Origin of the sequence: Mesorhizobium metallidurans STM 2683 (assembly GCF_000350085.1) — a bacterium.
Lineage (GTDB): Bacteria > Pseudomonadota > Alphaproteobacteria > Rhizobiales > Rhizobiaceae > Mesorhizobium > Mesorhizobium metallidurans.
On the sequence record NZ_CAUM01000030.1, the window covers coordinates 40,835 to 54,404 of the forward strand.

The 13,570-nt window shown below is 64.8% G+C and carries 12 protein-coding genes; 11 read left to right on the forward strand and 1 reads right to left on the reverse strand.

The genetic code is table 11. The features are described 5' to 3' along the window. Positions 1 to 323 precede the first annotated feature (323 nt). The 4 genes from MESS2_RS06140 to lpdA all read left to right on the forward strand — a co-directional run bounded on the left by MESS2_RS06140 (position 324) and on the right by lpdA (position 5,540). Positions 324 to 1,556 carry a 3-methyl-2-oxobutanoate dehydrogenase (2-methylpropanoyl-transferring) subunit alpha gene (locus MESS2_RS06140; RefSeq protein WP_008873271.1) on the forward strand — a complete coding sequence of 411 codons (1,233 nt, stop codon included), beginning with the start codon at positions 324 to 326 and terminating at the stop codon, positions 1,554 to 1,556. Positions 1,557 to 1,558: 2 nt separating this feature from the next. Beyond that, positions 1,559 to 2,572 (forward strand): alpha-ketoacid dehydrogenase subunit beta, encoded by a 1,014-nt coding sequence (locus MESS2_RS06145; RefSeq protein WP_040592288.1) that lies wholly within the window; start codon positions 1,559 to 1,561, stop codon positions 2,570 to 2,572. 17 nt (positions 2,573 to 2,589) lie between these two features. After that, a complete protein-coding gene (locus MESS2_RS06150; protein WP_008873273.1) occupies positions 2,590 to 4,005 on the forward strand; it encodes a dihydrolipoamide acetyltransferase family protein in 1,416 nt (471 codons plus the stop codon). 77 nt (positions 4,006 to 4,082) lie between these two features. Next, positions 4,083 to 5,540: a dihydrolipoyl dehydrogenase gene (lpdA, locus tag MESS2_RS06155; RefSeq protein WP_008873274.1), complete on the forward strand. Its 1,458-nt coding sequence runs from the start codon at positions 4,083 to 4,085 to the stop codon at positions 5,538 to 5,540. Positions 5,541 to 5,782: 242 nt separating this feature from the next. On the opposite strand, the gene MESS2_RS06160 is transcribed toward lpdA, so the two are convergent. Further along, positions 5,783 to 6,886 carry a saccharopine dehydrogenase family protein gene (locus MESS2_RS06160; protein ID WP_008873275.1) on the reverse strand — a complete coding sequence of 368 codons (1,104 nt, stop codon included), beginning with the start codon at positions 6,884 to 6,886 and terminating at the stop codon, positions 5,783 to 5,785. Positions 6,887 to 7,008: 122 nt separating this feature from the next. On the opposite strand from MESS2_RS06160, the gene MESS2_RS06165 reads away from it, so the two are divergent. From MESS2_RS06165 to MESS2_RS06195, 7 genes are all read left to right on the forward strand, one after another. Continuing rightward, a complete protein-coding gene (locus tag MESS2_RS06165; protein WP_040592299.1) occupies positions 7,009 to 7,437 on the forward strand; it encodes an Lrp/AsnC family transcriptional regulator in 429 nt (142 codons plus the stop codon). 267 nt (positions 7,438 to 7,704) lie between these two features. Further along, on the forward strand, positions 7,705 to 8,643 hold the full coding sequence (locus tag MESS2_RS06170) for a dihydrodipicolinate synthase family protein (RefSeq protein WP_008873278.1): 939 nt from the start codon (positions 7,705 to 7,707) through the stop codon (positions 8,641 to 8,643). Further along, positions 8,622 to 9,281, forward strand: coding sequence for a GntR family transcriptional regulator (locus tag MESS2_RS06175; RefSeq protein ID WP_008873279.1), 660 nt, complete (start codon positions 8,622 to 8,624; stop codon positions 9,279 to 9,281). Before MESS2_RS06170 ends, MESS2_RS06175 begins: the two co-directional genes overlap by 22 nt. Before the next feature lie 61 nt (positions 9,282 to 9,342). Continuing rightward, the gene (locus tag MESS2_RS06180) at positions 9,343 to 10,680 is read left to right on the forward strand and encodes an ABC transporter substrate-binding protein (protein WP_008873280.1); all 1,338 of its coding nucleotides are present in this window, start codon (positions 9,343 to 9,345) and stop codon (positions 10,678 to 10,680) included. Then, entirely contained in the window at positions 10,680 to 11,618 is a 939-nt protein-coding gene (locus tag MESS2_RS06185; protein WP_008873281.1) for a carbohydrate ABC transporter permease, read from the forward strand. The genes MESS2_RS06180 and MESS2_RS06185 overlap by 1 nt, the downstream gene beginning before the upstream one ends. Next, positions 11,619 to 12,440: a carbohydrate ABC transporter permease gene (locus MESS2_RS06190; protein ID WP_008873282.1), complete on the forward strand. Its 822-nt coding sequence runs from the start codon at positions 11,619 to 11,621 to the stop codon at positions 12,438 to 12,440. A 37-nt stretch (positions 12,441 to 12,477) separates the two neighbouring features. Beyond that, entirely contained in the window at positions 12,478 to 13,542 is a 1,065-nt protein-coding gene (locus MESS2_RS06195; protein ID WP_008873283.1) for an ABC transporter ATP-binding protein, read from the forward strand. Positions 13,543 to 13,570: the final 28 nt, after the last annotated feature.

Sequence of the window (13,570 nt, forward strand, 5' to 3'; positions counted from 1 at the left end):
CCCCCAATGACATGGGGGAGAGGTGGCCGCGCAGCGGCCGGAGTGGGGGGCAGGCGCTGCCATATGCGATTGCCCTGCCCGCGGGGAAATTGGCAGCTCTGGCGCCTGCGCTCAATCTTCTGGCGGAAAGCTCGCGTAATCTTTCCCCAAATTGCGCGCTGCTGCGGAAGTTAGACAGGAAATTACGAGCGCTTGTAGCCATCTTACGCTGCGGCGAGGTCTGCGGCCGGCCGGAGATTATTCGGTAGCATTTCAATCGCCCCGACGAATTGGCACTGGTCTGGCGGTGTGCGAAGATCGGGCGACACTGGAGGACGAAGGTCATGGCCGATGCTGGAATGTTGCGCTTCCATGTGCCGGAACCGGAAGTGCGGCCGGGCGGGACGCCGGATTTCTCCAATGTGACGATACCCAATGCCGGGTCGGTGCCGCGGCCCGAAATCGATGTCGATCCGCGCGCCATCCGCGACATGGCGTTTTCGATCATCCGTGTGCTCAACCGCAATGGCGAGGCCGTCGGGCCCTGGGCCGGACTGCTTTCCGATGACGAGCTGCTGGAAGGGTTGCGCCATATGATGACGCTGCGCAGCTTCGATCAGCGCATGCAGATGGCGCAGCGCCAGGGCAAGACCTCCTTCTACATGCAGCATCTCGGCGAAGAGGCGGTGAGCTGCGCCTTCCGCAAGGCGCTGACCAAGGGCGACATGAATTTTCCAACCTATCGGCAGGCCGGCCTGCTCATCGCCGACGGCTATCCGATGGTCACGATGATGAACCAGATCTATTCGAACGAGGCCGATCCGCTGAAGGGTCGGCAATTGCCGATCATGTATTCGTCGAAGGAGCACGGCTTCTTCTCGATTTCCGGCAACCTGGCGACGCAATACATCCAGGCGGTCGGCTGGGCGATGGCTTCGGCCATCTCCAACGATTCCAGGATCGCCGCCGCCTGGATCGGCGACGGCTCGACGGCCGAGTCCGACTTCCACGCAGCCCTCGTGTTCGCCTCGACCTACAAGGCCCCGGTCGTGCTGAACGTCGTCAACAACCAGTGGGCGATCTCGACCTTTCAGGGCATTGCGCGCGGCGGCTCCGGCACTTTTGCCGCAAGGGGCCTAGGCTTCGGCATCCCTTCGCTGCGGGTCGACGGCAACGACTATCTCGCCGTGCATGCGGTGGCCAAATGGGCGGCGGAACGGGCGCGCAGCAATCTCGGGCCGACGCTGGTCGAATATGTCACCTACCGCGTCGGCGCGCATTCGAGCTCCGACGATCCGTCCGCCTACCGGCCGAAGGCCGAGTCCGACGCCTGGCCGCTCGGCGACCCGATCGTTAGGCTGAAGAACCACCTCATCCAGCGCGGCGTCTGGTCGGACGAGCGCCACGCCCAGGCCGAGGCGGAAATCCTCGAGACGGTGATCGCGGCGCAGAAAGAAGCCGAGAGCCATGGCACGCTGCATGCCGGCGGCAAGCCGTCGGCGCGCGACATGTTCGAAGGCGTCTATGCCGAGATGCCGCCGCATCTGAGGCGCCAGCGCCAGCAGGCAGGGGTCTGACCATGCCAAGACGGACCATGATCGAGGCGATCCGCGACGCCATGGACGTGTCGATGGCGCGCGACAGCCAAGTCATCGTGTTCGGCGAGGATGTCGGCTTTTTCGGCGGCGTCTTCCGCTGCACGCAAGGCCTGCAGGCGAAATACGGCAAGAGCCGCTGCTTCGACGCGCCGATCAGCGAGGCGGGCATCGTCGGCTCGGCAATCGGCATGGCTGCCTATGGTTTGAAGCCCTGCGTCGAGGTGCAGTTTGCCGACTATGTTTATCCGGCCTACGACCAGATCGTCTCGGAGGCGGCGCGGCTGCGCTACCGCTCGAACGGCGATTTCACCTGCCCGATCGTGGTGCGCATGCCGACCGGCGGCGGCATCTTCGGCGGCCAGACCCACAGCCAGAGCCCGGAGGCGCTGTTCACCCATGTCTCCGGCCTGAAGGTCGTGGTGCCGTCCAATCCGCATGACGCCAAGGGCCTGCTGATCGCGGCGATCGAGGATCCCGACCCGGTGATCTTCCTGGAGCCGAAGCGGCTGTACAACGGTCCCTTCGACGGCCACCACGACCGCCCGGTGACGCCGTGGTCCAAGCATGAGCTGGGCGAAGTCGCCGACGGCCATTATACGGTCCCGCTCGGCAAGGCCGTCATCCGGCGGCCGGGCGCTGCGGTCACCGTGCTTGCCTATGGCACCATGGTCTATGTCGCCGAGGCGGCGGCCGGGGAGGCCGGCATCGACGCCGAGATCATCGATCTCAGGACATTGCTGCCGCTCGATCTCGAAACCATCGTCGCCTCGGTGAAAAAGACCGGGCGCTGCGTGGTCGTGCACGAGGCGACGCTGACCTCCGGCTTCGGCGCCGAGCTGTCGGCGCTGGTGCAGGAGAATTGTTTCTATCACCTCGAAGCGCCTGTGGCGCGGGTTGCCGGCTGGGACACGCCCTATCCGCATGCGCAGGAATGGGACTATTTCCCCGGCCCCGCCCGGGTCGGGCGTGCACTCGTCGAAACATTGGAAGCCTAGAGTGGGGGAGGCCTGAGATGGGCGAGCATGTCATCAAGCTGCCGGATGTCGGCGAAGGCGTCGCCGAAGCCGAGCTCGTCGAGTGGCACGTCAAGGTCGGCGATCTCGTGCGCGAGGACGCCGTGCTTGCCGCTGTCATGACCGACAAGGCGACGGTCGAAATTCCGTCGCCCGTCGATGGCGAGATCCTGTGGCTCGGCGCCGAGATCGGCGACACGGTGGCGATCGGCTCGCCGATCGTGCGGCTGAAAGTGGCGGGCGAGGGCAATGTGAAGGATGCGCTGCAAGAAGTTGAGGAGGGCGCCACCCCTAGCCCCGAACGCCAGCGCAGTACCCCCACCCCTAGCCCCTCCCCACAAGGGGGAGGGGGACGTGCCACCGCCTCCAAGGTCGGAGCAAAGCCCACCTTGTCGTCATCAGTAGATTCCAAAGGAATCGAAGGCGTGGGAGCGGCGGCGACAGAATCCCCCTCTCCCTTGCGGGGAGGGGTTAGGGGTGGGGGTACTGCGCCGACATCTCGAGTTGCTGCGCCCGGTGGCGCACCACGCCCCGAAGGCGAAAAGCCGCTGGCCTCGCCCGCCATCCGGCTGCGGGCCAGGGAGGCAGGCATCGACCTCAGGCAGGTCGCCGGCAGCGGTCCGGCCGGCCGCATAGGCCACGAGGACATCGATGCCTTCCTGGCGCGGGGACCGCAGGTCGCCAGGACATCCGGCCTCGCCCGCAACGACGCGATCGAGGACATCAAGGTGATCGGGCTGAGGCGCAAGATCGCCGAGAAAATGGCGCTCGCCAAATCGCGCATCCCGCACATCACCTATGTCGAGGAGATCGACGTCACCGCATTGGAGGACTTGCGTGCCGCGCTCAACAAGGAGAAACGGCCGGCCGGCGCGGAACGGCCGAAGCTGACGCTGCTGCCGTTCCTGATGCGGGCGATGGTCAGGGCGATCGCCGACCAGCCCCAGCTCAACGCGCTGTTCGACGACGAGGCCGGCATCATCCACCAGCATGGCGGCGTCCATATCGGCATTGCCGCGCAGACGCCGTCGGGGCTGGTGGTCCCGGTGGTCAGGCATGCCGAGGCGCGTGACATCTGGGATTGCGCCGCCGAGCTCAACCGGCTGGCCGAGGCGGCCAAATCCGGCACGGCGACGCGTGACGAGCTGTCGGGATCGACCATCACCATCACCTCGCTCGGCGCCATGGGCGGCGTGGCAACGACGCCGGTCATCAACCATCCGGAAGTGGCGATCGTCGGCGTCAACAAGATGATGGTGCGGCCGGTGTGGGACGGCACGCAGTTCATGCCGCGCAAGATGATGAACCTGTCCTCCAGCTTCGACCACCGGGTGATCGACGGCTGGGACGCCGCGGTGTTTGTCCAGCGCATCAAGACGCTGCTGGAGACGCCGGCGCTGATTTTCATGGATTGAGATCATGAAGGGAGGATCGCAGGGGCGAAGAATGAGGGGGGCGCTGTCCCGCCGGCTTGGATAACCAGGGTGCCAAAATGAAAGAAATCTCCTGCAAGCTGCTCGTCATCGGCGCCGGGCCCGGCGGCTATGTCTGCGCCATTCGCGCCGGCCAGCTCGGCATCGACACGGTGATCGTCGAAGCCGGCAGGCCGGGCGGCACCTGCCTCAATGTCGGCTGCATCCCGTCCAAGGCACTGATTCACGCGGCGGAGGAGTTCGAGAAGGTCGCGCATATGGCTAGCGGCAAGAGCCCGCTCGGCATATCGGCCGCGCCGCCATCGCTCGACCTGGCAAAAACGGTCGTCTGGAAGGACGGTATCGTTAGCCGGCTGACCAATGGCATTGCCGGGCTGCTCAAGAAAGCCAAGGTCAAGACTGTGCAGGGCTGGGCGACGTTCCGCGACGGCAAGACCGTGGAGGTCGAGACGGAGACCGGGACGCAGGTGATCCGCGCCGAGACGGTGGTGATCGCGACCGGCTCGGCACCGGTCGAACTGCCGTTCCTGCCGTTCGGCGGCCCGGTGATCTCGTCGACCGAAGCGCTGGCGCTGGGCGCGGTGCCCAAAAGGCTCGCGGTCGTCGGTGGCGGCTATATCGGGCTGGAGCTCGGCATCGCCTTCGCCAAGCTCGGCGCCGCGGTGACCGTGGTCGAGGCCTTGCCGCGCGTGCTCGCCCAATATGATGCGGAGTTGACCCGACCAGTGGTGAAGCGGCTGGCCGAGCTCGGCATCGAGGTGATGACCGGTGCCAAGGCCAAGGGCCTGGCAAGTGAGGGACAGGCGGGCAAAGGACAAGCAGGCAAAGGCGATGCGCTGCTGGTCGAGACAGCGGACGGCAAGAACGCCAGGGTTGCCGCTGACAAGATCCTGGTCACGGTCGGCCGCAAGCCGCTGACCGAAGGGTTTGGGCTTGAGCAGATCGATCTCGACATGGCGGGCAAAGATGGGGCGGGCAAAGATGGGGCAGGCAAATTCATCCGCATCGACGACCAGTGCCGCACCTCGATGCGTGGCGTCTTCGCCATTGGCGATGTCACCGGCGAGCCAATGCTGGCGCATCGGGCGATGGCGCAAGGCGAAATGGTCGCCGAGATCGTCGCCGGCCACAAAAGAAGCTGGGACAAGCGCTCAATCCCGGCGATCTGCTTCACCGATCCCGAGCTGGTCACGGCGGGCCTGTCACCGGAGGAGGCGAAGGCGCTGGGTGGCGAGATCAAGATCGGCCAGTTTCCTTTTGCCGCCAATGGCCGGGCGATGACGAAGCTGGGTGAGGAGGGATTCGTCCGCGTCGTTGCCCGAGCCGACAACCATCTGGTGCTCGGCATCCAGGCGGTCGGGCAAGGCGTGTCGGAACTGTCGGCGGCCTTTGGCCTGGCGCTGGAAATGGGCGCAAGGCTGGAGGACATCGCGGGCACCATCCACGCCCATCCGACGCAGGGCGAGGGTTTTCAGGAAGCGGCGCTGAAGGCGCTGGGGCACGCGCTGCATGTTTGAGGGCAGGCGGCAGAATGTTGATAAGGGCCGCCCCTATGCTTCGTCATCCCAGGGCGTAGCGAACGCGAAGCGGAGCGAAGACCCTGGGATCCATGCCGTGAAAGCCGCCGAAGAATGCGACGGAGCAGAATTCTGCACCGTAGATGCGCCTTTGCGTAACGGCATGGATCCTGGGGTCTGCGCCGCGTCGCTTCGCTCCTTGCTCCGCCCCAGGATGACGAAGACGCGGGGTCGCCAGGAACCTAGCTCGCCAGCCGGCTCACCATCTCGTGTTGCGCATAGGCGTGCCCAAAACGGTTGGCGAGGAAGGCGTCGAGCGCGATGTCTTCCTGCCTGACGAAACCCTTGGCCGGCAGGCTGCCGTCGGCCAGCATGTCGAGCACGGCGCAGATGGCGGACGCCGTGGTGATCTGGATGGCGCTGCGCACGGTGTCACCGATGCGCTTCGAATAGATCTTGTTGGCGTAGGTCTCCTGCAGCAGGCGGCCGCTCTTCAGGCCGCTGACGGTGACGAAGACGATGACCACATCCTGCAATGTCGCCGGCAGGGCGCTTTCGAAAATGTCCTTCAGCACGTCGCGGCGGTGGCGGAGGCCGAGGTCGTTGAGCAGCGCCTTCATGATCGCGGCGTGGCCTGGATAGCGGATGGTGCGGTAGTTCAGCGTGCGCACTCTGCCCTTCAGCGTCTCGGCGAGGGTGCCTAGTCCCCCGGACGTGTTGAACGCCTCGTAGGTGACGCCGTCGAGCGAGAATTCCTCGCGCTCCTCCAGCGGCGGCACCTCGACCAGCTCGCCTTCGACGATCGCCTCGCAAGGTTCGCAATATTCGTTGATGACGCCGTCGGTGCTCCAGGTCAGATTGTAGTTCAGCGCATTGGACGGGTATTGCGGCAGCGCGCCGACCCGCATGCGCACGCTCTCCAGCGTGTCGAAGCGGCTGGCCAGATCATTGGCGACGATCGAGATGAAGCCCGGCGCCAGCCCGCATTGCGGGATGAAGGCGTTTTTGGCGGAACGGGCCAATTCCCTAACGCGCCTGGTGGCGGCGACATCCTCGGTCAGGTCGAGATAGTGCACGCCGGCGGTTGCCGCCGCTTCGGCGATGCGTGTGGTCAAATGGAAGGGTGCCGCGCTCAGCACCGCGAAACTGCCGACGAGCGCTGCTTCGAGAGCGCCAACCTTTGCAATGTCGAGCTCCAGCGTTTTGACCGTGGCCGGCAGTTCGGCCGAGCCCAGCTGCGCCACCGAGCGATCGACGAGGGTGACATGATAGTCGCCGGTCGCGGCGAGCATATCGGCGATGGTCGAGCCGATCTTGCCGGCGCCGACGATTACGATTTTCTTCATGACGGCTTCCCTCGACTAACCTGGTTAAGAGCACAGAATCGCAGCTTGCCTGTCGAAAGAAAGCGTGGAATTGTTCGAAACGAAGTGACTAAATGATCGATATGCCGACGGAGTTGGTCGAAATGCTTAGTGAGGCCGAACAAGCTCTGCTCTCGCTGCTGCGCGACAATGCGCGCGCCTCAACGGCGGATCTGGCGCGGCGGCTCGGCGTCTCGCGGACGACCGTGCAGAGCCGGATCGAGCGGCTGGAACAGCGCGGCATCATCGCCGGCTACGGGGTGCGGCTTTCGCCGGACTATGAGCGCGGCCTGGTGCGGGCGCATGTCCTGCTCACGGTCACGCCCAAGCTTGCCGACAGAGTGGTGCGCGCCCTGCAGGCGCTGGCGCCGGTCAGGACGCTACATTCGGTGAGCGGCAATTTCGACATGATCGTCATCGTCGACGCGCCGTCGATCAGGGATCTCGACACGCTCCTCGACGAGATCGGCGCGATGGACGGGGTCGAGCGGACATCGTCCTCGATTATTTTGTCGACGCGGATCGATCGGTGATCACATGACCACGCCGCGGCGTGGCGGTCCTTTGAAACGTCGGCGGGACGCCAACATCAAAAGGTTCTGCCATCGCGCCACCGTTCTACCGCGCGGCGTTCTTCAGCCAGTCGTCGATGGCATACGAATTCGGTCACGAGAGACGGCCCGTCCGGCTGAAAATTACAAGGCGGGCGACGATCGGACGAAAAACATCAACAAGGTGGTTTACTACTAACATGTTAGTGTGATAGTGCTGACCACGAACTTCCTTTCGGAGACCGCCCGGTGACATCACGCTTTGGCCTCTCGGCCGCCCTTGCCACGCCTTTCGATGCCTCCGGGCAAATCATCATGCCCGCGATGGTCGCCCAGGCGCGCAAATGCCTGGCCGAAGGCTGCGGCAGCGTTACGCTTTTCGGCACCACCGGCGAAGGCGCGTCGGTGGGCACGCAGGAACGGCGGTCCGTCATCGAGGCCATGCTGGCTGCCGGCATCGCGCCAAACCAGCTCGTTGCCGGCGTGCTGATGGATGCTGTCGAAGACGCCGCCGGGCAGGCGCGCGACGCCTTGCGGCGCGGCGCCCGCAACATCCTCCTGGCGCCGCCGAGCTACTTCAAGAATGTCGGCGACGACGGCCTGTTCGGCTGGTTTTCCGCGGTGTTCGCCGCACTCGGGCCGCTCGCCCGCGACGTGCTCGTCTACAACATCCCATCCGTCACCATGGTAAAGTTGTCGCTCGGCCTGATCGGCCGGCTGCGCGCCGCCTTTCCGGGCGTGGTAACCGGGGTCAAGGATTCCGGCGGCGACTGGGATTACAGCCAGGCGCTGCTTGGCGCCCATGGCGACCTGGTGATCCTGATCGGCGACGAAAGGCATCTGGCGCAAGCGGTGCGGATTGGCGCCCAGGGCGCGATCTCGGGCATGGCCAACTTTGCTGCCGCCGAAATCCGCGCCATGGCCGAGAACGGCCGCGACGATCCCCGCGTCGAGCGCTTCGTGCTCGAGCTGCTCAAGCATCCGGTCATCCCGGCGGTGAAGGCGATGGTGGCGCACAAGACCGGCGACGAACGCTGGCTGGCGGTTCGCCCGCCGCTGGAGCCGGTCGCCTTGCCGGAGCGGCAACAGCTTGTCGCCGCATACGACGGTCTGCGGCAATCCCGGCCTGAACGGCACGGGAAGCGCGCCAGGATATCGGTTTCAAGATGGGCAACGGCAACGAACTGACCAATCTCCGGGAGAAGGCCTATGCCAGCTTCACGCGGCATTTGCTGGCCCGTGACTTGCTGCCGGGCCAGTTCGTATCGCAACGCGAACTGGTCGCCTTCACCGGGCTGCCGCTCGGCGCCATCCGCGAGATCGTTCCGCGCCTCGAGGCCGAGGGACTGCTGACGACGATCCCGCAGCGCGGCATGCAGATCGCGCATATCGACATCAGCCTGATCCGCGAGGCTTTCCAGTTCCGCCTGTTCATGGAGCGCGAAGCGGTCGCGCTGTTCACGACCACTGCGTCCGACGCCGAGCTTGCCCGTCTGCGGCGCGAGCATGAGGACATGCTGGCCCAGGCGCAGGCCGAGACGCCGACACCGGAGATGGAAGCCAAGGCGCAGACTATCGACTGGGCCATGCACGATACCTTCATCAATGCGCTCGGCAACGAAATCATCGCCAAGGCCTATCTGGTCAATTCCGTGAAGATCCGGCTGATCCACCAGGAGCGCTTCCGCATCGACGGCCGCGTCGTGCCGGTGATGCGCGAGCATCTGGCGGTGATCGAGGCGCTCGAAAGCCGCGACCCGCAGAAAGCGGTCGAGGCGATCAGCGCGCATATCGACAATGCGCGCCGGCTGGCGCTCCAGATCTGAGGAAGCATGAGCGCGCCGCAGCCGCGGCGCAATCGACAACGACAGCAACCGGGAGGAAAAAATGTCGTACAATCCGTTCAACCCGACCAGGAGGCAATTGCTTCAGGGAACCGCGGCACTTGCCGCCGCCGGCTTTGCCGGCCTGCGCCCCGGCTTCGCCGCTGGTGTCGACTGGAAGCGCTTTGCCGGCACGACGCTCGACGTCAATCTGGTGAAGAGCCCGCGCAGCGACACCATCCTGAAGTATCTCGCCGAATTCGAGGAATTGACCGGCATCAAGGTCAATGCCGAGGCGACGCCCGAGCAGCAGCAGCGCCAGAAGACGGTGATCGAGCTGAGCTCCGGCAAGCCGAGCTTCGACGTCGTGCATCTGAGCTATCACGTGCAGAAGCGGCAGTTCGAGAAGGGTGGCTGGCTGGCCGACATCTCCGGTTATCTTGCCGACCCAAGCCTTACCGATCCAGGGCTGGTCGAAAGCGATTTCGCCGAGGCCGGCATGCTGTTCGCCAAGGACGGCCAGGGCGTGCTGCGCTCGCTGCCGTTCTCGGTGGATTACTGGATCCTCTACTGGAACAAGGAACTGTTCGAAGCCAAGGGCATCAAATACCCCGAGACGTTCGAGCAACTGGTGGCTGCCGCCGAGGCGCTGACCGACCCGTCGAGCAATACTTTCGGTTTTGTGGCTCGCGGCCTCAAGAACGCCAACACGCCGGTGTGGACGTCGCTGATGCTTGGCTACGACATGACGCCGCTCGACACCGCGGGGAAGCTTCGTACCACCTCGCCGGAGGCGATCGCGGCCGCCAGCCTCTATCAGCGCCTGATGACCAAGACTGCTCCTCCAGGCGTCACCGGCTTCAACTGGGCCGAGGCGCAGTCCGCCTTCCTGCAAGGCAAGATCGGCATGTGGCTCGACGGCGTCGGCTTTGCCCCGCCGATGGAAAATCCGGAAAAATCGCGCGTGGTCGGCAAGGTGGGCTATGGCGTGATGCCAAAAGGCCCCAAGGCGCATGCCTCCGGCACCTTCGGCGACGGCATCGGCGTGACGGCCGCCAGCGAAAAGAAGGAGGCCGCCTATCTCTTCTGCCAGTGGGCGGTGTCCCCGGCGATGGGCGCGCGCCTGCTGCAGGCCGGCGCCGGCGTGCCGTTCCGCAAATCGGTGCTGGAGGATCCCAAGGTGCGCGAAGGCGTTACCATGCCGGCAAGCTGGCTCGACGCCGTGGTCGGCTCCGGCAATGTCAGCCGGCTGGCGCTGCCGGTCATCATCCCGGTCACCGAATTCCGCGATATCTATGGCGTGGCGCTGACCAACATGATCGCCGGCGCCGATCCCGCCGATGAGCTGAAGAAGGCCACCGAGCAATTCCAGCCGGTGCTCGACAGGAGCGAGCAAGGCTGATGTCGGCCATCACCCCAGAACGCACCGGGGTCACGACGCAGACAATCGAAGGGGGCCAGCCGGTTCGGCTGGCTCCCAACTATTGGCCCTTCGTCGTTCCGGCCCTTGTCGTCGTCGGCGCCGTGATCGTCTTTCCCTGGGCGTTCACGCTATGGATGAGCGTCAACCGCTGGACGCTCGGCCAGTCGCGAAGCTTTGCCGGGATGGAGAACTATCTGCGCCTGGCAAGCGACGCCCGGTTCTGGGAATCGCTTTGGCATACATTGACCTACACGTTCCTGTCGGTGGCAGCGCCAATGCTCTTCGGCACCGTCGCCGCGCTGATCTTCGACGCCAAGTTTCCGCTGCGCGGCCTGCTGCGCGGCGTCTTCGTGATGCCGATGATGGCGACGCCCGTGGCGGTGGCGCTGGTCTGGACCATGATGTTCCATCCGCAGCTCGGCGTGCTCAACTACCTTCTGTCGCTGGTCGGCATCCCGTCGCAGGAATGGATCTTCAATGCCAATACGGTCATCCCGTCGCTGGTCGCGGTCGAGACCTGGCAGTGGACGCCGCTGGTGATGCTGATCGTGCTGGGCGGGCTGGCCTCGGTGCCGCGCGAGCCCTTCGAGAGCGCCGAGATCGACGGCGCCAATGTCTGGCAGCAGTTCCGCTACCTCACCCTGCCGATGATCGCGCCCTTCCTGATGATCGCCGTCATCATCCGCTCGATCGATGCGCTGAAGAGCTTCGACATCATCTACGCGATGACCCAGGGCGGACCGGGCACGGCCTCGGAAACCATCAACATCTATCTCTACAACACCGCCTTCTCCTACTACGACATTGGCTATGGCTCGGCCATGGCCGTGGTGTTCTTCATCGTCATCGTGGCCCTGTCCTTCATCCTGCTGATGCTGCGCCAGCGCTCGCAATGGATCGATCAGGAGGGCAAATAGATGAGCTCACGGATCTTCAACCGGATCGGCCTGTTTTTCGCGGCGCTGGTCCTCGTCTCGCCGGCGATCCTGTTCTTCCTCTGGATGATCTCGCTGTCGCTGAAGTTCGAGATCGACAACGGCGCCTACCCGCCGATCTTCATTCCCGAACGCCTGGCCTGGTCGAACTATGCAAAGGTGTTCGAGGAGAACAATTTCCTGCTCTATCTCTGGAATTCGGTTCTGGTGACCGGCACGGCGACGCTGCTGGCGCTGCTGATCGGGGTGCCGGCCGGCTACGGCATCGCCCGGCTCAAGGCGGAACGGTCGGCTGTCGTCATCATGATCGCCCGCATGACGCCGGGGCTTTCCTATCTCATCCCGCTGTTCCTGCTGTTCCAATGGCTGGGCATCCTCGGCACGCTGTGGCCGCAGATCATCATCCACCTGGTGGTCACGGTGCCGATCGTGGTCTGGGTGATGATCGGCTATTTCGAGACGACGCCGATGGAGCTGGAAGAGGCCGCCAACATCGACGGCGCCAGTGCCTGGCAAGTGTTCCGGCTGGTCGCCCTGCCGATCGCCAAGCCGGGCATCGTCGTCGCCTTCATCCTGTCGGTCATCTTCTCGTGGAACAATTTCGTCTTCGGCGTGGTGCTCGCCAGCCGCGAGACTCGGACATTGCCGGTCGCCGTCTACAACATGCTGTCCTACGAGCAGGTGAGCTGGGGACCGCTCGCGGCGGCAGCCCTGGTGGTGACGCTGCCGGTGCTGGTGCTGACCATGTTCGCGCAACGGCAGATCGTCGCGGGGCTGACCGCGGGCGCCGTCAAGGGCGGCTGAGCACCCGCCCGACATCACTCATTTGCGGAGACATCCAATGGCATCGGTTACCATCAACAACGTGCAGAAGGCTTTCGGAGCCACCCGGATCATCCACGATGTCAGCGTCGATATCGCCGACGGCGAGTTCGTCATCCTGGTCGGGCCGTCGGGCTGCGGAAAGTCGACGCTGCTGCGCATGATCGCCGGACTGGAAACGATCTCCGGCGGCAAGATCGCGATCGGCGAGCGCACCGTCAACGACCTCAGGGCGCGCGACCGCAACATCGCCATGGTGTTCCAGAACTACGCGCTCTATCCGCATATGACGGTGGCCGACAATATGGGCTTCGCGCTCAAGATCAAGAAAGCCGACCCGGCCGATACCGCCAGCCGCGTCAACAGGGCGGCTGGCATCCTCGGCCTCGACAAGCTGCTCGACCGCTATCCGCGCCAGCTCTCCGGCGGCCAGCGCCAGCGCGTCGCCATGGGCCGCGCCATCGTGCGCGACCCGCAGGTCTTCCTGTTCGACGAGCCGCTCTCCAATCTCGACGCCAAATTGCGCGTGCAGATGCGCGGCGAGATCAAGGCGCTGCACCAGCGGCTGGGCACCACCACCATCTATGTCACGCACGACCAGATCGAGGCCATGACCATGGCCGACAAGATCGTCGTGCTGCATGACGGCCTGGTCGAGCAGATCGGCGCGCCGCTCGATCTCTACGACCGCCCGGCCAATCTGTTCGTCGCCGGCTTCATCGGCTCGCCGGCCATGAATTTCATCCATGGCCGGATCGAGGAAGGCGTGTTCCGCAGCACGGGCGGGTTGACCCTGCCCTTGCCTGAAGACGTTCATCCGACCCATGCCTCGGGTGGTGAGCTCGTTTATGGCATTCGGCCCGAACATATCCGGGCGGCGGCACAAGGGATCTCAGGTACGGTCACGCAGCTGGAAGCCACGGGTTCCGAGATTTTCGCCAGGGTGGATTGTTCGGGCGAAGACATCTCCTGCCTGTTCCGCGAGAGGCTGGCGCTGAAGCAGGGCGAGCCGGTCCGGATCGAGATCGATCGCGCCTGCGCGCATCTGTTCGACGCCAAGACCGGACGCCGGCTGAATCAGTGAGGGTCCTTTGTGCGTCCAAGTGGGGCGC